The organism is Varibaculum sp. GTC20041, from assembly GCF_055387755.1.
Genome location: NZ_AP041144.1, coordinates 479187 through 499380 on the forward strand (window position 1 = coordinate 479187; position 20194 = coordinate 499380).

Here is a 20194-nt window from a genome sequence, read left to right on the forward strand (position 1 = left end):
AACCCCAGTTTGGCGCACTTTTAAGGGCTTTTCTTAAAAATATTTAGAAATAGGGGAATAAAAGCTACGCCTTTAAAGTTGAGTTAAGTAGACTCAGGTTTTGAAGGTTCGGCTTGATTCTCCGCCAGTGTTTGGTAGCCTTGAGCGTGTAAGGCTCAAGGTTTATGAAATCTGATCGGAAGGCGTCAAGACTGAAACAAGCGGGCGTCAGCCGCCAGAGCCTAGAGCTAGTAAGACCAACTAAATACATTCGTAGGAAGGAAAGATCATGGCACGTGCAGTAGGTATTGACTTGGGCACCACCAACTCCGCGATTGCGGTTCTAGAAGGTGGGCAGCCCACTATTGTCGCCAATGCGGAAGGCCAGCGCACCACCCCCTCGGTAGTGGCATTCTCTAAGGCCGGGGAAGTGCTGGTGGGCGAAGTTGCCAAACGGCAGGCGGTAACTAACGTAGATCGCACCATTGCCTCCGTAAAGCGTCATATGGGAGACAGCTCCTGGAAAGTAAAAATTGACGATAAAGAATACAACCCCCAGCAGATCAGTGCCTTCATTTTGGGCAAGCTGAAGAAAGATGCTGAAGAGTACCTAGGGGACTCGGTGCAGGACGCGGTAATCACCGTGCCGGCGTACTTCAATGATGCGCAGCGTCAGGCAACCAAGGATGCCGGTAAAATTGCGGGACTAAACGTACTGCGTCTGGTAAACGAGCCCACCGCGGCGGCTCTTGCCTACGGACTAGAAAAGAGTGAAAAGGACGAATCCATCCTGGTCTTCGACCTTGGTGGTGGTACTTTCGACGTTTCCCTGCTGGAAGTCATGAAAGATGAGGACGGTTTTTCCACTATCGAAGTGCGTGCGACCAACGGTGATAACCGCCTCGGTGGTGACGACTGGGATCAGCGGATCGTGGATTGGCTAATCGGTACGGTAAAAACTAATACCGGTGTGGATTTGTCAAACGACAAGATCGCGATTCAGCGCCTGCGTGATGCCGCCGAGCAAGCCAAGAAGGAACTATCTTCGGCGACCTCTACTCAGATTTCTTTGCAGTACCTGTCGATGGCCGAGTCTGGTCCGGTACACCTAGATGAACGCCTCACTCGCGCTCACTTCGAAGAAATGACCCAGGATCTGCTAGAACGCACCCGCAAGCCCTTCGAGCAGGTAATCGCGGATGCCAAGATCCACGTATCTGATATTGACCACGTGGTGCTAGTGGGCGGCTCTACCCGTATGCCGGCAGTAGCCGAGATGGTAAAGACCTTGACCGGTGGAAAAGAAGCCAATAAGTCGGTAAACCCCGATGAAGTGGTAGCCACTGGTGCCGCTCTGCAAACTGGTATTATTCAGGGAGATCGCAGTGACGTCCTCCTAATTGACGTGACTCCCTTGTCGCTAGGAATCGAAACCAAGGGTGGGGTAATGACTACCCTGATTAAACGCAATAGCGCGATTCCCACCAAGCATTCGGAAATCTTCTCCACTGCGGAAGATAACCAGGATTCGGTGCTAATCCAGGTATTCCAGGGGGAGCGTACCTTTACTCGCGATAACAAATCGTTGGGCACCTTCCAACTGACCGGGATTCTACCGGCACCGATGGGGGTTCCCCGGATCGAAGTTACTTTCGATATCGACACCAACGGGATTGTGCACGTATCGGCGAAAGACCAAAACACCAATAAAGAACAGTCCATGACTATTTCTGGGGGATCGGCTCTTTCGAAAGAAGAGATTGACCGCATGGTTAAAGAGGCCGAAGCGCACGCAGAAGAGGACGAGAAACGGCGTGAAGAAGCCGATTTGCGTAACTCGGCGGAACAGACGGTTTACTCAATCGAGAAGCTGCTAAAAGATAACGCCGAGAAGCTCCCCGAGGAAATCGCTAAAGAGGTGCGGGAAGCATCCGACAAGGTTAAGCAGGCTTTGGAAGGCGAAGATATCGAGGCCGTGAAGGCAGCGATGGAAGAGCTGAACACCAAGTCGCAGAAGATCGGGGAAACCCTCTATGCGCAGACCCAGGCTGAGGCAGCACAAAGCCAGTCTGAATCTGGCACTTCCGGTGCTGAGGATGCTGGAGCGGGGGCAGAAGATGACGTAATCGATGCGGAAGTAGTCGACGAAGAGGACGAAAACAAGTAACTGTTTAGTCTCAAACTGTCTGGGGCGCTCGCGAAAGTGGGCGCCCCATCGGCAGGAGGTAAGAATTTGGATCAGCAAAATGGGAAACGGAGGATAAAGATCAAGGTGAAAGACCCATTGCATCCCACTTCGGAACCAGAGCCAGAGAATCAGGACGATTCTTCCGCCTCGCAGGCAGACCAAGCGCAACCAACGGGTAAGCCGGAAGCAACCGCTAACGGCCAAGAGGGGCGGGCGGAAGCTTCCCCGGCGGCAGATGCTAGCGCCGCTAATGCAAAGCCGGAAACGGGCGCTGAGAAAGACTTGGATGTCTTCAAGGAATCGGCGCCTGCAGGCAGTGAAACAGCAAAGGAAGCCGAAAAATCGGAAGATAATGCGACTTTCGTTGATCTCGCCGCACGCCTGGGAGAAGAAATCGCAGATACCCCGGCTCCGACCGAAGAGGCCGGTAGTGTGCCGGCAGAAACGGAAGCGGATTCGGAGCCTACTTCGGAGGTTGACCAGCTTAAAGCCCAAGTGGCAGAGCTTACCGAACAGCTTGCACGCGCAAGAGCGGAAACCTATAACTTACAGCAGGAATACTCCGGGTATGTCAAGCGCAGTAAGTCAGATATGTCGGCTCATCATAACGAGGGGCAAAAAGCGGTCTTGCAGGTACTGCTGGGCGTCCTCGACGATGTACAAGCAGCTCGCGATGCCGGAGACCTAAAAGGCCCCTTTGAAGCTATTGCGAAGAAACTAGAAAATACCCTGGAAACCAACTTTGGGCTAACTCGCTACGGCAGCGTGGGGGAGGAATTCGACCCGAACGTGCATGAAGCCCTGATGGCGCAAAGTGGTGGGGAGGGCGAACCCAGTATCGCCCAGGTGCTCCAGCCCGGGTATAAAGTGGGCGAAAATGTCTTACGGGCAACGAAAGTAATAGTCAATAACCCAGATTAGGGATTAAGGAGGTGAGCATTCATGGCGGGACAAGATTGGATAGGCAAAGATTTTTACGGCACCCTGGGGGTGTCAAAAAAAGCAGATCAATTAGCCATTAAGAAGGCTTACCGGAAGCTCGCACGTAAATACCATCCCGATCAAAACCCGGGTGATAAAGCTGCCGAAGAAAAGTTTAAAGCGATCGGGGAAGCCTATCAGGTACTGTCTGACCCGGAGCAAAAGCGCCAGTATGACGCGATTCGCGCTATGGCGGGCGGTGGTGCCCGTTTCAGCGCCGGCCCCGCTTCAGGTCGTGGTGGGGCCGGAGGCTTCGAAGACGTATTAGGCGCTATGTTTGGGGGCGGAACCGCTCCCGGGGCCGGCTCCGCTAGGATCAACCTGGGAGAAGGCGACCTCGGCTCCATGTTTAGTTCTCTGTTTTCGTCAGGAGGGCGCGCCAGTTATGGGGCGCCCGGTTCCTTCGGCGCGGGGCCGGGCGGCTTCCCCGGTGGGGGTAAAGGTCAAGATTTGGCCGCGGAAGTCACCTTAGATTTTCGTACCGCTATCGCCGGGAGCACCATGAAGTTGACGGTGGATGGCAAGAGTATGACCGTGCGCATTCCCGGCAAGATCCGTGATGGTAAGAAGCTGCGTCTGCGCGGGAAAGGGCGACCGGGTCCAGCAGGGAACGGTGACCTGGTAGTAACGGTGCATGTAAAACCGGATCCGGTATATTCCTTCGACGGGAAGGCTTTGCAAATGCGCCTGCCGGTGACTGCGGCAGAAGCGCTGGCAGGTGCCACGGTGAAAGTGCCCCTGCTCGGAGGTAAAACAGCCACCATCAAGATTCCTACCGGGGCTGATTCGGGCACTAAACTGCGTTTGCGCGGAAAAGGACTAAATGGTTTAGATGTGGTGGCTACCGTCCAGATAGTCAACCCGCGTAAGCCCTCTAGCCGGGTAGTTGATATTGCCCATCAGTTAGGGGAAGCAATCCGGGCAGATCACCCGGATTTCGATCCTCGTTTGGGTCTTGAGAAAAGCTAATGGCGCGATCAATGGAAACCCTCTATGTGATCTCGGTAGCCGCAGAGTTGGCGGGGATGCATCCGCAAACTCTGCGGCAATATGACCGCATCGGGCTAGTTATCCCTAAGCGCACCAAAGGCAGGGGGCGGCGTTATAGCGCCGAAGATATCGCGGAACTGCGAGAAATCCAGCGGCTGTCCCAAGAAGAAGGCATTAACCTGGCGGGCATTAAACGCCTGCTGGAATTGCGGCGCGATGCTGCTCGCTTAGCTGCAGAAAATCAGCAACTGCGCCAGCGGCTGGCTGTTTATGAACGAGGACGCGGACGAGTGTTTTCAGCCGCGCCCACCGGTGAAGTGTCTCCGCTTACTAAGTTCCCGCTCTCACGGGTAGTGCGGGGACAAGAGCTCGTCCCCTATCTGCCAGGGCAAATGATCATTTGGGGCGAAAATCGGGGCTAGCGCTTACAATAGGGCTCAGGCTAATCAACGGGAGGAACTATGGGCGAAACCCCTAACCGGTACGGCGCGCACTCTAGCGAACAGGAACAATGGGTGTTGAATGGCGAGTTGCATTCTGGCACCCCGGCCACGCAGCGACAAGGGGAAGCGTCGGCCTCCTCTCATCCGACCTCTTCTGCAGGGCAAATGCCCAAGCCAGAAGCAGCTAACGGGGAAAGTAATGCCGGCTTTGGGGGAACAAATGGTTCTTCGCCGGACTTTGGGGCAGAATCCTCTCAGTCTCCGTCTTTCTCGCAGCCGCAACGTAAGTTTCCCGTTCCTCCCGGTTACGGGGGGAATGAGTCTTGGAATACCCCCTCGCAAATGCCCCGATCTGGCGGGCCGGGGGATATGGCGCCGGGCAGCTTTTCTGGCCTAGGTGACAATCCGGATACACCGCCGAAAACTCCAAAATCTCGCGCTGTGCCCATCACTATTTTGGTAGTGGGAATCGTGTTGATGCTAGTGGTAGCGCCGATTACTTTAGTTACGATGCTAGTGGTTTATGGTCTGCAAGTAGATTCCAAGATGGAGACCCACCCAGGGGTCAGTACTATCACCCGAACTGCGGACTACCAGGGAACTTCACTGCTGATTGTGGAAGCCTCTAACGGCGGTAACGTGCGCTGTGACGCTACTTTTAACGGAGATAAGATTGAGTCCCTATCCGGGGATAATAGTTTTGTTTCTGGTTTTGCCTCCGACCCGGAGAATGATGCGCAGCACACCTTTATTTACAACCTCAATTCTCAAGGAACCTTGAAGGTTAAGTGCGAGCCTATCGGTGATAAAGAGGCTGTTATCTCCTCAATTTCTATTCTTCCTAACCTTTCCTTCGCCCCAGTGATTGCGGCTTTAGTGGTGCCCACGGTTATCGGCTTTACTGGCGTCGGGTTGTTGATCTGGGGGATAGTTTGGACGGTCAAACGTGGTCGGGATAATCGGCGAGCGTTAATAAACAACTCTTACTATCGGTAGTCTTACGGCTTAAGTTCTATTTTCTTCGCTGCTGCCGGCGTTCTTTGGTGGGGTGGAGCATAAACGTACTTGCTTGCGGGTTTCCCCTGCCGATTTTGGCGACAGAAAATGTCGTTAGTAAGGGACTAAACCAAAAAAATATAAAGTTGAGTGGAATAAACTCAACTTTTGGGGTGTTGGACTAAATAACAACACCCCATCCCACCCGGATGGGAATACGGGAGGAAATAAATGGAAACAAAACTTACGATTAAATCACAGGCTGCCTTAGGGGATGCGGTACAAACCGCGCAGGTCAATAAAAATCCCCAGGTAGAGCCAGAACATCTCTTAAATGCCCTGCTGGGGCAAACCGACTCGATAGCCTTTGCGCTACTGGAGGCGGTAGTACCAAATCGTACCCAACAGATTAACGCGCCCCTGCATCGAATGCTGGGAAATCTGCCCAGCGTAAGTGGTAGCTCGGTAGGGGAAGTACAAACTTCCCTGGCTATGCGGCGGGTTATTAATAAAGCCGGAGATTTAGCGCGAGAACTGACCGACGAATACGTATCCACCGAACACCTGTTAATCGCCCTCGCAGATGAATCTGAAGGGCAAACCGGCGTTAGCCGTCTGCTAAATAGTGCAGGCGCGAGCGTAAAAGCGCTGCGCGAAAAGCTTAAGGAAATTCGTAAGGATCCGGTTACTTCCGAAGACCCGGAAGCCTCTTTCGATGCCTTGAAAAAATATGGTCGCGACCTCACGGAAGTAGCCCGCAGCGGCAAACTCGATCCGGTAATCGGACGGGATAAAGAAATCCGGCGGGTAATCCAAGTGCTCTCGCGGCGTACCAAAAACAACCCGGTACTAATCGGAGAGGCCGGGGTAGGTAAAACCGCAGTGGTAGAAGGACTAGCGCAGCGGATTGTAGCCGGTGACGTTCCCCAGTCTTTACAAAATAAGAAACTGATTAGCCTAGATTTAGGAGCGATGGTTGCCGGCGCCAAATACCGTGGCGAGTTTGAAGAGCGTCTCAAGGCCGTCCTCGAAGAAATCAAGAACGCTGGCGGGGAAGTCATCACTTTTATTGACGAGCTGCACACGGTAGTAGGAGCCGGCGGCGGCTCCGAGGGCGCGATGGACGCCGGCAACATGATTAAACCCATGCTGGCACGCGGTGAGCTGCGGATGGTGGGAGCCACCACCCTGGACGAATACCGGCAAAATATCGAGAAAGACCCGGCGCTAGAGCGCCGCTTCCAACAGGTGTTCGTAGCCGAACCCTCGGTAGAAGACACGGTAGCGATTCTGCGCGGGATCGCCCCCAAGTACGAGGCGCACCATAAGGTCACGATTACCGATGGGGCGCTGGTGGCGGCGGCGAAACTTTCGGATCGCTATATCACCGACCGCAACTTGCCGGATAAAGCCATTGACCTGATTGATGAGGCCGCTTCTCGGCTGCGGATGGAGCTAGATTCCAGTCCGGTGGAGGTAGACGAAAAACGCCGTCAGGTTGACCGGCTGAAAATGGAAGAAGCCTATCTGGCCGACTCTGAGGGCGAAGGCCTAGATGAGCAGACCAAATCCCGGCTAGCAGATTTGCGCGCGGAGATCGGCAAGCAGCAACAAGTCTTGGATGAACTCAATGTGCGCTGGGAATCTGAAAAAGCCTCCCGCAATAAAGTGGGGGATCTGCGCGCCCAACTCGATAAGCTAAACACCCAGTTAGAGCGGGCGATGCGTAGTGGCGATTGGGAAAGTGCCGGACGGCTGCAAAATGGAGAAATCCCGCAAATCCAGGCCGCGATTGCCGCTGCCGAAAAGCAGGAGCAGGAAAGCGATGGTTTAGAGGCCATGGTGGTGGACAAAGTCGGTCCTACCGAAGTCGCCGAAGTGGTGGAGTCCTGGACCGGTATCCCTACCGGAAAAATGCTGCAAACCGAAACTGACAAGCTCTTACATATGGAAACCGAGATCGGTAAACGACTAATCGGACAAGAGCAGGCAGTACAAGCGGTTGCAGATGCGGTGCGGCGCTCACGGGCAGGGGTCTCCGACCCGAATCGTCCCACTGGCTCATTCCTGTTCCTCGGGCCAACCGGGGTGGGGAAGACTGAGCTTGCCAAGTCCTTAGCGGCCTTCCTCTTTGATGATCCCACCGCCATGGTACGCATCGATATGAGCGAATATGGAGAAAAACACTCGGTATCACGCCTAATCGGGGCGCCTCCCGGATACGTGGGTTATGAAGAGGGCGGACAGCTGACCGAGGCAGTGCGGCGGCGTCCCTATTCGGTAATTCTGCTCGATGAAGTGGAAAAAGCGCATCCAGAAATCTTCCACGTGTTGCTGCAGGTCTTAGATGATGGCCGCCTTACTGATGGGCAAGGCCGGGTAGTGGATTTTCGCAGCACTATTTTAGTGCTTACCTCTAACTTGGGTTCGCAATACTTGACGCAGCCGGATATAGGCGAGGACGAGAAAGAACGCCTCGTGAAAGAAGCGGTCAATGCCAATTTCCGACCTGAGTTCTTGAACCGGTTGGACGAGATTCTGATTTTCCAGCCCCTTAGCCGCACTCAGCTAGCTAAAATCGTGGATTTGCAGCTGGCGCAGGTCATGGAGCGGCTAGCGTCTCGCCGGTTGAAACTGGAGGTTAGCGAGGACGCGAAGAATTGGCTGGCTAACCGGGGCTATGACCCGGCATTCGGAGCACGTCCATTGCGCCGCCTAATTCAAAGCGAAATCGGTGACCAGCTGGCGCAAGGACTGTTGTCCGGAAAATGGGAGGATGGCTCGGTTGTCAAGGTAACAGTGCCACTCCAGCAGGCAGTTCCGGCGGGAAGATTTCATCTTCAGTTAAGTTAATGACATAGTGTCAGCAAAGTGGCGTCGGGGGCGGAAGTTCCCGGCGCCCCGTTTTGCTATTTATTTACTAAAAACTGGCGATTGTGTGAAGTGTGTCGCTACTTTTGTTAGAAAAAGTAAATAAAGTCTTAATATGGTCTTCGTTTATGTAATTCGCTTACGAAATCTGGCCGATTTGTTAGGTGGTTTGAGGCGAAAAACTGTATCCTAGTTAGAGCTTGGGTTTTTTGTGTCCAGATATAGAAAAGATAATAGGCGGTAGGCAAAAGGGAGGGGGATGCCCAGGTGCCCAAACCAGCACACAAGAGCGGGGAGCGCGGGCCTTACGCCGGTGGCGTAGCTCGACGCGAAGCCATACTTGACGCAACTGTAGACATGATTGCGGAAGTTGGCTACCACGGCCTATCTATGCGCGATGTGGCTCGCCGTGTTGGTATTTCCCACCCCGGGGTTATCTATCACTTCCCCTCCAAAGAAGCCCTACTCATGGCGGTTATTGAACGCTACGAGGATCGCTCTAACTTCGACGTGCAGGCTATGCGACATATGCAGCCTTTCGAAGTGTTCAACGCCTTCACTGAACTTTCTACAGAACTCAGCTCTAACCCCACGATCGTGGAAATGGAGTGCATGCTTTCGGTGGAAGCCTCTAATGAGGTGCACCCCGCCCATGATCACTTCGCAGCCCGATTTGAAGGATTGCAAAGTGTGTTGACTAGCGCATTTAGTCAGCTACAAACAGACGATCTGATTAACAAGGATGCCGATCCGAAGACACTGGCCCATTCCCTTCTGGCCGAATGGTACGGCCTGCACATCCAGTGGCTCTACAACAGGGATGGGGTAGATGTGGTCGGTTCCCTCACTAACTTGATTATCAATCAGGTCGATCTTTCCAACCCCGAGGCACTTCGCGCCATCATGTCCAGCGGTTTTGCTACCCCCTCGGCAATGTCCGCTATCGAACAGGTGGCTGGGTTTACCTTGGAAGATTTGTTGGAAAAGGGATACATCAGCCTTTCCTCCCAAGAAATGGAGAAATACGGTCTTTCGGACGTTCCCGAGGACATCCTGGACAAGATTGTTCGTTCCGGCATCCTGAATGCCAACGACCTCGAGTACGCGCAAGAGAACCAGGCTCTCAGTATCGACTTGCTGGGACGCTTGGTTATCAACAGTGTTCTCGAAACCGAGGAATACAACACTTTGGCGGATGTTGGCGTCGTGCCGCGTGAAGCGGTGGCGGCACTTACCGCAGTTATGGCAGCTCGCCCCTTCTAGGAATTTTCCCGGATGGCTTCTGACCCCGTAGCTGCGGTGCTAGCGCAGTTTCCTTTTCCAGTTTCCTGCGCGCTTTTTTCCTATGAATCTGTATCTTTGCCAGGGAGTTGTCAGCTACTGGGAAGCTGGGGTGAACAGGATAAAGTCTATCCTTGGATGTCGGTCACCAAGCTGGTAACTTCTCGCACTGTTTTGGGAGCAGTAGAAAACGGTGTCCTCGAGCTTAGCAAGCCTCTGCCACAGCTACCAGGAGTGAGCGAGTCCCGCCCGGTAAGTGTCGCTGACCTGCTGGCGCACCGGGCCGGCCTCGATCATGAAAAACGGGAGTTTACCCGCGCCCCCCGAAGTCGCCGGGTGTACTCCAATTCTGGATATGAGATTCTTGGTGAACTACTCAGCCAGCGCTCCGGGATTCCTTTTACTACCTGGGCCCAAGAAATGGTGCTTTCACCCCTGGGAATAAAACGCCAACTGCCCGAATCACCCGCCTGGGGAATGCACGGGAGTCTGCGAGAACTCTTGGCGTTTGCTTTCGAGGCCGCCTGCCCGCGTTTCCTATCTCCAGAGCTGTTTGCTGCCTGGTCGCGCAGTGATGGGATTGAGCTGCCTGGGGTAGTGCCCGGCTACGGCTTTCACCGCGACAATGCCTGGGGATTAGGGTGCGAAATCCGCGCCGCCAAAGACCCGCACTGGACACTGCCTGACTCCAGCGAGCAAACTTACGGACACTTTGGGCAATCCGGTTCATTTTTGTGGATTGACCCTCTAGCGCACCTGGGAGCAGTCTTTTTAGGGCGAGAGCCTTTCGGCGCCCTCCACAAGCAGCTATGGCCGAAATTAAACCGCGCCCTGCGCGAAGTAGCCCAAGTCGCTTAATGACTCTATGGAGCCACCTCTAAAATCACCGGCACGTGGTCAGAGGCTCCTTTGCCTTTACGCTCCTCACGCAAAGACTGCGCCCCCGTGACCCGTTTTGTCAGGGCAGGGGAGCAATAGGCAAAATCAATCCGCATTCCCTCATTTCTAGGGAAACGCAGCTGTTTATAGTCCCAATAAGTGTACTGATCAAACAGGTCGCGGGTAACTTCGGTGAAACCGGCATCCGCGAAAGCAAAAAATGCTTCCCGCTCCGGCTCAGACACGTGGGTGGCGCCGGCAAACACTTCCATGTCCCACACATCCTGGTCAAAGGGGGCGATATTCCAGTCACCCATTAGCGCTATTTGTGCCTGGGAATCTACCTCTAACAGCGATGACGCATGGTCGCGAAGCCGCGTCAGCCAGGAGAGCTTATAGCGGTAGTGAGGGTGAGAAAGCTCGCGACCATTGGGAACATAGAGAGAAAAGACGTCTACCCCGCCACAATTCGCGCTGATTGCGCGCGGCTCCACTACCGGTTCTTTCCCGGGATTGCCGTAGGCGGGTTGGGAGGGAAAATCCCGCTGCACGTCCTCTAGACCCACCCGAGAAATAATCGCCACCCCATTCCACTGATTCGCCCCATGCGCTGCGACCTGGTATCCGGCGGCGGTAAAAGGTTCATAAGGGAACTGTTCGGGGCGACATTTGGTTTCTTGTATCGCCAAAACATCAATGTTTTCTCGCTCTAAGAATGCGCTTACCCGCTGATGTCGGGCGCGAATAGAGTTAACGTTCCAAGTTGCAATCCTCATGTGCTAACCATATCGGTTACAAAACCGATAAACTGAATGTCATGACCGCTAATGATTCTCAAAAGGCTCGCTTGATTTCCTTAATCAAAGAGCTATCTGTTAACTACGGCGATTTCACGCTGGCCAGTGGCAAAAAATCCTCATTCTATATTGATTTGCGGCGTTCAACCCTGCATCATGAGGCTTCGGTGCTGATCGGGCATGTGCTGCTCGACCTGCTAGAGGAAGCAGGCTTTTTGCCAGAAGATATTGACGCAGTCGGCGGGCTGACGATGGGAGCCGATCCGGTGGCCTTCGCGATTATGCAGGCGGCGGCTTCGCGCGGGCTCGATATTGACGCGTTTGTGGTGCGCAAGGAAGCTAAAGATCACGGCATGGGGCGCCAGATTGAAGGCCCGGATATTGCGGGCAAACAGGTGGTAATCGTGGAAGATACTTCCACTACCGGTGGCTCTCCAATTCAAGCAGCCCAGGCGGCAGAAAAAGCAGGCGCCAAAGTGCTCTGCGTGGCGGTAGTGGTAGACCGCGGGGATGTAGCGAAGCAGAAGGTTAATCAGGCTGGCTGGAAATATCTGGCGGCACTAGATTTGGCAGATTTAGGAATCGAGGGGGATTAAAGATGTCATGGGTTTTAGTAACTGGGGCTTCTAGTGGGCTAGGGTTAGAGTTTTGTAACCAGTTGGCAGGGCGCGGACATAATGTAGTGATGGTTGCCCGCCGGGAAAATGTTTTGGTGGCCGAGGCGCAACGCATCGAGAATTACTATGGGGTTACCTGCGAGGTTTTGCCGGCAGATTTGGCTACCCAACCGGGACTGAAAGCGGTAGCGCGCCGCGTAGCCGCCAATGAGCGCCCGATTTCGCTGCTGGTTAATAACGCTGGTTTTGCCCTGGCAGAAGATTTTGTGGACGGATCTGCCTCTCAACAGGTGCGAGGGTTAAATGTGATGGTGCGGGCGGTAATGCTGCTGTCACAAACCGCGGCCTCTCGGATGCGCCGGCGCCGACGGGGAGCGATTTTGAACGTGTCCTCGGTAGCCTCTGGTACTGCTATGGGAACCTACGCTGCCCATAAAACCTGGGTAGAAATCTTTAGTTGCGCCCTCGCCGAGGAATTGCATGGCAGCGGAGTGCAGGTAATGGCGCTCAAACCCGGCACTACCGATACCGGATTCTTCAGTAAAATCACTACCAAGATTGAGGACGTGCCCACTATTGCCCGGCTAACCCCGGAATATGTGGTGGAACAGGCCTTGAATGACTTGGCGCGTGGCAAGGTAATCTCGGTGCCTTCCCTAATCTTTAAGCTGATGAGCTTCCTAACCTGGAAAGCTCCCCGTTCCCTGGTGTGCCAGTTTACCGGTTACCTCCAGCGTGACCGTTTCCGGGTCTAGGGTATGGGTAACGGAGTAGGTCCCTGGCCGGGAGGGCCGGAACACTGGCCCGAGGGCGAGCATTGGGATCCTGATTTGTTGGCGGGAGGCGACCACCGGAATGTGGAAGATCGTTTCCGCTATTGGCGGCGGGATGCTATTCGCGATTTCCTAGATAGCGAACGTTTCCCGTTTCAAGTGGCGATCGAAAACCTCGACCATGATTTCAATATCGGATCGATTGTGCGTTCTGCTAACGCGTTTGGCGCCAACTCGGTACATATTGTGGGGGTGCACCGCTGGAATAAACGCGGCGCGATGGTAACTGACCGCTACCAGCATGTAGATCATTTCCCGGACGCGTCCTCTTTTGCGCATTGGGCGCGGCAGAGCGGGATTACCCTGATTGGGATTGACAATGTTGAGTGTTCTCAGCCCCTAGAGGGTGCAGTTTTACCGCAGCGTTGTTGCCTGGTCTTTGGATCGGAGGCGAACGGTTTGAGCCCAGAAATGATTGCGGAATGCGCTGCGGTCTACGAGATTACCCAGTACGGTTCTACCCGCTCCATCAACGTTGGGGCAGCTGCCGCCGTTGCCATGTGGGCATGGGTGATTCAACATAACAAAACCGTGGGACACAAGACCCTGCACTAAGCTTTACCTTGTGAGAGAATGAGACCCGTAAGAACTTTAGAAAAAGGAGGGCCACAGTGCCAATCGCAACCCCTGATGTTTATAACGAAATGCTTAACCGTGCTAAGGAAGGCAAATTTGCCTATCCCGCGATTAACGTTACTTCTTCTCAAACGCTAACCGCCGCGATTCGTGGTTTTGCGGAAGCTGAATCTGATGGCATCATCCAGGTTTCCTCCGGTGGCGCGGATTTTTGGTCAGGCTCCACTGTAAATGACCGGGTAGCTGGTTCTCTGGCTATGGCTGCCTATGCTCGTGAAATCGCCAAGGGCTACAACGTTACCGTGGCGCTGCACACCGACCACTGCTCGAAAGAGAAAATTGATGGTTGGATCCGCCCGCTAATGGAAATGGAAGCTGAAGAGGTAAAGGCTGGGCGTCTGCCTTTCTTCCAGTCTCATATGTGGGATGGCTCGGCAGTGCCGCTAGCTGAGAACCTGGAAATCGCTAAGGAAATGCTAGAGCTGTCCGTTAAAGCCAACACCATCCTAGAGGTTGAAATCGGGGTTGTCGGTGGCGAAGAAGACGGCGTTGTTGGGGAAATCAACGAAAAGCTGTACACCACTGCTGAAGATGGTCTAAAGACTGTTGAAGCTCTTGGTTTGGGCGAGAAGGGTCGTTATATTACCGCTTTGACCTTCGGGAACGTACACGGCGTTTACAAGCCCGGTCACGTTAAACTGCGTCCTGAAATCCTAGGTGACATCCAGAAAGAGGTCGGAGCTAAAGTCGGTAAAGAAATGCCGTTCGACCTGGTAATGCATGGTGGTTCTGGCTCTACTGCTGAAGAGATCGCTACTGCGGTTCGTAACGGTGTTATCAAGATGAACGTAGACACCGATACCCAGTATGCCTTCACTCGTCCGGTAGCTGACTGGATGATGAAGAACTATGACGGTGTTCTGAAGATTGATGGCGAGGTCGGCAACAAGAAACAGTACGACCCGCGTTCTTGGGGCAAAGCTGCCGAAGCTGGTATGGCGGCGCGCGTAGTTGAGGCTTGTGAACGCCTCGGCTCGGTCGGCACCAAGATGAAGTAACTTTGCTGTTTAGCTAGTTACCTAAAGATTCAAGGGTAGCCCTGGCGGATTTTCCGCCAGGGCTACCCTTTTTCTTGCGCTTTTCGTGGGTTAATACCGGGTTAATATCCAAAAGGACATTATCCCGGCATTAGCCCCTTTTTGTTACCGAAACTAACTACCGGAAACACAATCACCCTCCGGTGACGAAACCGTCCTCCCGCGACGGAATCGCCCTCCGGCGACAGAACCACCCTCCGGAGTTGTGTTTTGGGGCGAGGAAACCGGGTTTTTATTGGCGTTGGAGGGTGTTTTTGTACGGGGAGGGTGTTTTTGCTGGCTTTTCTTCCGGTTGCGTGACGGAATCGCCCTCCGGTGACGAAATCACCCTCCAGGGACAGTATCGCCCTCCGGAGTTGTGTTTTGGGGCGGGGAAACCGGGTTTTTATTGGCGTTGGAGGGTGTTTTTGTACGGGGAGGGTCTTTTTGCTGGCTTTTCTTCCGATTACTTGACGGAATCGCCCTCCGGCGACGAAACCACCCTCCCGCGACGAAACCGCCCTCCGGCGACAGAATCACCCTCCAGGGACAGTATCGCCCTCCGATGACCGAATTACCCTCCGGGGAGGGCGATGGGGTATTTGATCCGCGGATAGGGGAGGACGCAAATGAGAATAATTGAGGCGATCGCTATTCGGGTATTTCTCTGCTTAGATATGATGGAAAAAACCAACCAAAGGAGATATGGCAATGGGCGAAGAACGTCAGGTATCTGCGGTGGTAGTAGCTTATAACCGCGCTAAACTACTTCGTGAATGTCTGGACGCAATCGCCGCACAGACCAGGCCAGTCCAGCGGGTAATCGTGATTGATAACGCTTCAACTGATGATTCTGCACATATTGCCCAACAGCACCCGGTAGTTGACCGAGTAATACCGCTTTCAGAAAATACCGGCGGGGCTGGCGGATTTTGTGCGGGAATCGCGCACGCCCTTGCCTATAAAGAGCTGGAAAGCCAGGATTTCATTTGGATTATGGATGACGACACCATCCCTACAGCGGATGCGTTAGAACAACTACTAATAGCGGGGCAGACTTATCCCGGCTCTCCAGCGCTTTTGGCATCAAAGGCACAGTGGACAGACGGTAGCGAACACCCCATGAATGCCCATCGGGAAAGACCGCTAATATCACCGGGCCGCAAACGAATCGCCCGGGATCTGGGAATGCGGCAGGTACGTGCGGCCTCCTTCGTGTCAATACTGGTAGAGGTAGCACAAGTGCGCCGGAGCGGTTTGCCGATTGCTGATTACTTTATTTGGAATGATGACTTGGAATACACCGCCCGGCTGCTGAAACACCGCATCGGGTTGTATGTACCAGCCTCGGTGGTGGTACACAAAACCCGCGCTGCCGCGTCTGCTACCGATGATCCCGGGGATCGTTTTTATTACGAGACTCGCAATAAAATTTGGTTCCTATTGCGCTCGCGGGGATTACTACCTCTGGATCGGCTGCTTTATGGCGGTTCCACGATCGTGCGCTGGTTCAGAATGTGGCTATCTAGCGGGGAAAAGAAAAAGATGCTGCGCCTGGGGGTAAAAGGAGTGACCGATGGGGTGCTATCTGGGCCGCGTCCTAACGAAGAGGTTTTTGCTTCCGACCCGGAAACCGCGAAGCTAGTTGCGGCCTGTGAAAATGCTGCCCGAGTGAAAGCGGACAAACAACATGGTTAAAGTTCTTTTTGCTGGCTCCTCCGGCGGACACTTAGCCCAGCTCTACACCTTAAAACCCTGGTGGAAACGGCAGCAATCCCTGTGGGTAACTTTCGAAACTCCCGATGCCGTCTCCCTTTTAGCTGATCAGAAAGTCGTCTGGGCACAGCATTCACCCGACCGTAACTTACGGGATGTATTCCGCTCGCTGCGCCTAGCCTGGAAGCTTCTACGTTCGGCTCGCCCCGAACTGGTGGTTTCTGCAGGGGCTTCATTGGGGACGGTTTTCATTGCACTAGCGCGGCTCATGAAGATTCCCACTATCTATATCGAGGTCTTCGACCGGATCGAAATTCCCTCGCTATCAGGTAGGATCTGTTACCGCTTAGCAGATCGCTTCGCCGTGCAATGGCCTGAACAGTTGAAACTTTATCCGGGTGCCACCGTGATCGGACCGCTACTATGACTGAAACCGCGAATATAAGCGAAAATAATAACCGCGAGCTTCACGCCGACTACCTGTTTATGGTGGGAACGCACCATATGCCTTTTGACCGGTTAATCCAGATGGCGGATCGTTTCGCTCGCGAGAATCCGGATGCGTCTGTCCTGGTGCAATACGGAACTTCACAACCTCCGAAAGAGGCGAACGGGCGCGAAAACCTTAGCCACCAAGAAATGGACGCCCTGGCAGGGAACCTAAAAGGAGTGGTTTTACCGGGCGGTCCTTCCCTGATGATGGAATGGTTGCGGCGCGGTTTTGTGCCTGTGATCGTGCCGCGGGATCCAGATCTAGGTGAACACATCGACACTCACCAAATCCGGTTCTCCGACTTTATGCGCAGGCGCTCGTTAATCGCCCTCGCCAATGATTATGCGCAGGTCAAAGGAGCTTTAGTGGATCCCCAGCCCGTATCTGCAGACCAGTTAGACAAGATCGACAGTGCCAGCGCAGTTAGAGCCTTCACAAAACTCGCGTCATCCTTGCTGGCAGATTAATTTTTAGTGTTAACACGGTAGGATTAAGGAAGCCAGAAGCTCGCAAGACAAGGGGAATCCACGTGAATACCGATTTAGTGATTGTTGGATCCGGACTGTTTGGTCTAACCATGGCAGAACGAGTCGCTAACGATTTAGGTCGGCGGGTCACCATAGTTGAAAAACGTGATCACATCGGCGGAAATGCCTACTCTTACCGCGATGAAGAAACCGGTATCGAGATCCATAAATATGGGGCTCACCTGTTCCACACTTCTAATGAGAGGGTGTGGGAATACGTCAACCGCTTCACTGCTTTCACCGATTATGTGCACCACGTATACACCAATGTCGGGGGCGAAGTTTTCCCCATGCCGGTCAATCTGGGAACCATTAACCAGTTTTTCCGGGCTGCCTATTCTCCCGATGAGGCTCGACAGCTAATCGCCTCCCAAGCTAGCGCTATCCGGGGCGAGGACGCAGAACAGAATTTCAGAACCAAAGGGATTTCCCTGGTAGGAGAGCCCTTATTCAAGGCTTTCTTTGAGGGCTACACCGCGAAACAATGGCAAACTGATCCGCGGGATCTTTCGGCGGCGATCGTTTCTCGGCTTCCGGTGCGTTACAACTACGATAATCGCTATTTTTCCGATAAATACGAGGGACTTCCCCAAGATGGATACGCCGCCTGGCTAGAAAAAATGGCGGATAACGACCTTATTGACGTAAAACTATCGACCGACTTTTTCGACACCTCCCAACCTTTCAACCGTGATGCCTGCATTGGGCAGGTGCCGGTGGTTTATACCGGTCCGGTAGATAGGTTCTTTGATTACCGCTATGGGGAGCTCGGTTGGCGCACCCTCGATTTCGATTGGGAGACGGTTGCTACCGGTGATTTCCAAGGCACTTCGGTGATGAACTATGGTGACCGGGAAGTTCCGTACACGCGGATTATTGAATTCCGGCATTTCCATCCGGAGCGGGATTACCAAAATGAAAAAACGGTGATCGCCCGGGAATATTCGCGCACTGCCGGCAAGGATGATGAACCCTATTATCCGATTAATACTGCTCGTGACCGTGAGCAGCTACTGGAGTACCGCGCCCTACGCGACAAGTTACCCCACACCCTCTTTGGAGGACGTCTGGGCTCCTACAAGTATTTTGATATGCATATGGCGATTGCGTCTGCGCTTTCCCGCTATGACAACGTGGTGAAACCTTATTTCTCTGGTAAAAAGACGGATGGGGAGTAACTGGTGAGTGTCAGCACTGATTTTACCCGTCCAGGTACATCCCACGGTTTATTTGAAGTTGTTCGTAAACAGTATCTGCTACAACTACTAGTACATAAAGAACTACGAGTCCGTTATCGGGGTTCAATCCTGGGGATGCTCTGGTCTTATGCCAAACCCGCAACCCAATTCCTGGTGTTTTATTTTGCCATCGGGGTGTTTATGGGAATGAACCGGAACATTACCAATTACGTGGTTTATATGTTTGCCGGAGTGGTTGCGGTCAACTATTTTTCCGAAATCTTCGGTAACTGTACGCGTTCGCTGGTGCAAAACCAGGATTTGGTGAAAAAGATTTATTTGCCACGGCAACTTTTCCCCGTGTCCTCCGTTTGGGTGGCATTTGTGCATTTCGTGCCGCAAGTGGTGATTTTGATTATTGGAAGCCTGATTTTCGGTTGGCGACCGGGGATAAATAATCTGCTGGCAGTGCTGCTAGCATTCGTTGTTCTCACGATCTTTAGTTTGGGGCTCGGACTACTCGGCGGAGCTTTTAACGTGCTATATCGCGATGCCGAAAATTTCGTGGATTTGATTTTAATGGTCGCTACCTGGGCTTCCCCGGTTCTTTATAAATGGTCAATGGTTTACCACGTACTGGGGGACTGGCAGGGAGGATGGCTGTGGTATGTCTATCAACTTAATCCCCTCACCACGGTAGTCGAACTTTTCCATTATGGTTTTTGGATTCCCACCGCGGGCGTGGCTGAGAGTTTCCCGGACAATTTTTCGTTAATGGTAGTGGCTTCCGCCCTGATTTCAATCCTGTTGCTGCTGATAGGGGATAAAGTTTTCCGCCACTATGACGGGCGTTTCGCCCAGGAGCTGTAAAAGTATGGCCAATAAGAGCGTAAAAGTTGACCCAGAATTAACCCAAGCTGATACGGTGATAACCGCGCAAGACGTGGTAAAAGACTTCACTATCCGCAACACCCATACCTTGAAAGATATGCTGGTGTGGTCTTTGACCGGCAGACGGGGACAGATGCGTGACCGTTTCCGCGCCCTCGATCATGTTTCATTCAATATTGCCGCCGGGGAAACCGTGGGGCTCTTGGGATTTAACGGTTCCGGGAAATCAACAATGTTGAAACTTATTTCCGGAGTGATGCAGCCTTCGGCAGGAGCCGTAGGTGTGCGGGGTAAAGTCGCAGGCTTAATCGAGGTAGGCGCGGGTTTCCACCCTGATTTAACCGGGCGGGAAAATATTTTCTTGAATGGCGCTATTTTGGGGATGACCCGTGAAGAAATCGAAGCTCATTTCGATGAGATTGTAGATTTTTCGGAGATTCACGAATTTCTAGATACCGAAGTCAAGTTTTATTCTTCGGGAATGTTCCTGCGGCTAGCATTTTCGGTGGCAGTCCACACTGACCCCGATATTTTTCTGATTGATGAAATCTTGGCGGTAGGCGATGAGCCCTTCCAAAAGAAATGTCTTGATCGTATTTCGCAACTGTCAGAAGCAGGTAAATCACTGGTAATCGTCAGTCACGACCTGGATCTAATGGGACGCTTTTGTGAGCGGGGAATCGTGCTGAAAAAAGGGAAAAAAGTGCTAGATGGCCCGATTGCCGACGCGGTTAAACTAATGCGTTCCTAGGCTTGGCTCCAGCGACTTTCCATTTTTGGTAGTCAGCTTTCTTCATTATCCGAGTACTGGTGAAAAATCACGCCCGGATAGCGCCTTACGGTATGCTTGTAGGCAGTGAAACTCTTAACCATTTGCTCGCG

At 53.2% G+C, this 20194-nt stretch carries 19 protein-coding genes; 18 read left to right on the forward strand and 1 reads right to left on the reverse strand.

Features of this window, described 5'->3' with window-relative positions; genetic code table 11:
* The first annotated feature begins 268 nt into the window (after window positions 1-268).
* From dnaK to ACZ5BI_RS02015, 8 genes are all read left to right on the forward strand, one after another.
* A complete protein-coding gene (gene dnaK, locus ACZ5BI_RS01980) occupies window positions 269-2146 on the forward strand; it encodes a molecular chaperone DnaK (protein WP_278619156.1) in 1878 nt (625 codons plus the stop codon).
* 105 nt (window positions 2147-2251) lie between these two features.
* Window positions 2252-3088: a nucleotide exchange factor GrpE gene (locus ACZ5BI_RS01985; protein WP_464896511.1), complete on the forward strand. Its 837-nt coding sequence runs from the start codon at window positions 2252-2254 to the stop codon at window positions 3086-3088.
* Window positions 3089-3109: 21 nt separating this feature from the next.
* Complete coding sequence (locus ACZ5BI_RS01990; protein WP_278606021.1) at window positions 3110-4117, forward strand: DnaJ C-terminal domain-containing protein; 1008 nt, start codon at window positions 3110-3112, stop codon at window positions 4115-4117.
* The gene (locus ACZ5BI_RS01995; RefSeq protein ID WP_278610787.1) at window positions 4117-4560 is read left to right on the forward strand and encodes a heat shock protein transcriptional repressor HspR; all 444 of its coding nucleotides are present in this window, start codon (window positions 4117-4119) and stop codon (window positions 4558-4560) included. The genes ACZ5BI_RS01990 and ACZ5BI_RS01995 overlap by 1 nt, the downstream gene beginning before the upstream one ends.
* A gap of 39 nt (window positions 4561-4599) precedes the next feature.
* Entirely contained in the window at window positions 4600-5577 is a 978-nt protein-coding gene (locus tag ACZ5BI_RS02000) for a hypothetical protein (protein WP_278606020.1), read from the forward strand.
* A gap of 231 nt (window positions 5578-5808) precedes the next feature.
* On the forward strand, window positions 5809-8430 hold the full coding sequence (locus tag ACZ5BI_RS02005; protein WP_464896512.1) for an ATP-dependent Clp protease ATP-binding subunit: 2622 nt from the start codon (window positions 5809-5811) through the stop codon (window positions 8428-8430).
* 285 nt (window positions 8431-8715) lie between these two features.
* Window positions 8716-9711, forward strand: a complete 996-nt coding sequence (locus ACZ5BI_RS02010; protein ID WP_464896513.1) for a TetR/AcrR family transcriptional regulator — start codon at window positions 8716-8718, stop codon at window positions 9709-9711.
* Between the two features lie 156 nt (window positions 9712-9867).
* Window positions 9868-10587 carry a serine hydrolase domain-containing protein gene (locus ACZ5BI_RS02015; protein ID WP_464896514.1) on the forward strand — a complete coding sequence of 240 codons (720 nt, stop codon included), beginning with the start codon at window positions 9868-9870 and terminating at the stop codon, window positions 10585-10587.
* A 5-nt stretch (window positions 10588-10592) separates the two neighbouring features.
* Here the strand turns inward: ACZ5BI_RS02015 and ACZ5BI_RS02020 are convergent, their stop codons facing one another.
* The gene (locus tag ACZ5BI_RS02020) at window positions 10593-11384 is read right to left on the reverse strand and encodes an exodeoxyribonuclease III (RefSeq protein ID WP_464896515.1); all 792 of its coding nucleotides are present in this window, start codon (window positions 11382-11384) and stop codon (window positions 10593-10595) included.
* Window positions 11385-11425: 41 nt separating this feature from the next.
* On the opposite strand from ACZ5BI_RS02020, the gene pyrE reads away from it, so the two are divergent.
* The 10 genes from pyrE to ACZ5BI_RS02070 all read left to right on the forward strand — a co-directional run bounded on the left by pyrE (window position 11426) and on the right by ACZ5BI_RS02070 (window position 20063).
* The gene (pyrE, locus tag ACZ5BI_RS02025; RefSeq protein ID WP_464896516.1) at window positions 11426-12001 is read left to right on the forward strand and encodes an orotate phosphoribosyltransferase; all 576 of its coding nucleotides are present in this window, start codon (window positions 11426-11428) and stop codon (window positions 11999-12001) included.
* Between the two features lie 2 nt (window positions 12002-12003).
* Complete coding sequence (locus ACZ5BI_RS02030; RefSeq protein ID WP_316086952.1) at window positions 12004-12777, forward strand: SDR family NAD(P)-dependent oxidoreductase; 774 nt, start codon at window positions 12004-12006, stop codon at window positions 12775-12777.
* A gap of 3 nt (window positions 12778-12780) precedes the next feature.
* Entirely contained in the window at window positions 12781-13410 is a 630-nt protein-coding gene (locus ACZ5BI_RS02035; protein ID WP_316098551.1) for a TrmH family RNA methyltransferase, read from the forward strand.
* A 56-nt stretch (window positions 13411-13466) separates the two neighbouring features.
* The gene (gene fbaA, locus ACZ5BI_RS02040) at window positions 13467-14489 is read left to right on the forward strand and encodes a class II fructose-bisphosphate aldolase (RefSeq protein WP_024059319.1); all 1023 of its coding nucleotides are present in this window, start codon (window positions 13467-13469) and stop codon (window positions 14487-14489) included.
* A gap of 729 nt (window positions 14490-15218) precedes the next feature.
* A complete protein-coding gene (locus ACZ5BI_RS02045) occupies window positions 15219-16205 on the forward strand; it encodes a glycosyltransferase family 2 protein (RefSeq protein WP_464896517.1) in 987 nt (328 codons plus the stop codon).
* The gene (gene pssD / locus ACZ5BI_RS02050) at window positions 16198-16650 is read left to right on the forward strand and encodes a PssD/Cps14F family polysaccharide biosynthesis glycosyltransferase (RefSeq protein ID WP_464896518.1); all 453 of its coding nucleotides are present in this window, start codon (window positions 16198-16200) and stop codon (window positions 16648-16650) included. The genes ACZ5BI_RS02045 and pssD overlap by 8 nt, the downstream gene beginning before the upstream one ends.
* Window positions 16647-17183, forward strand: coding sequence for a hypothetical protein (locus tag ACZ5BI_RS02055; protein ID WP_464896519.1), 537 nt, complete (start codon window positions 16647-16649; stop codon window positions 17181-17183). Before pssD ends, ACZ5BI_RS02055 begins: the two co-directional genes overlap by 4 nt.
* Before the next feature lie 62 nt (window positions 17184-17245).
* Window positions 17246-18421: a UDP-galactopyranose mutase gene (glf, locus tag ACZ5BI_RS02060; protein ID WP_464896520.1), complete on the forward strand. Its 1176-nt coding sequence runs from the start codon at window positions 17246-17248 to the stop codon at window positions 18419-18421.
* A gap of 3 nt (window positions 18422-18424) precedes the next feature.
* Entirely contained in the window at window positions 18425-19291 is an 867-nt protein-coding gene (locus tag ACZ5BI_RS02065) for an ABC transporter permease (protein ID WP_024059313.1), read from the forward strand.
* A gap of 4 nt (window positions 19292-19295) precedes the next feature.
* Window positions 19296-20063: an ABC transporter ATP-binding protein gene (locus ACZ5BI_RS02070; RefSeq protein WP_024059312.1), complete on the forward strand. Its 768-nt coding sequence runs from the start codon at window positions 19296-19298 to the stop codon at window positions 20061-20063.
* The last annotated feature ends 131 nt before the right edge of the window (window positions 20064-20194 follow it).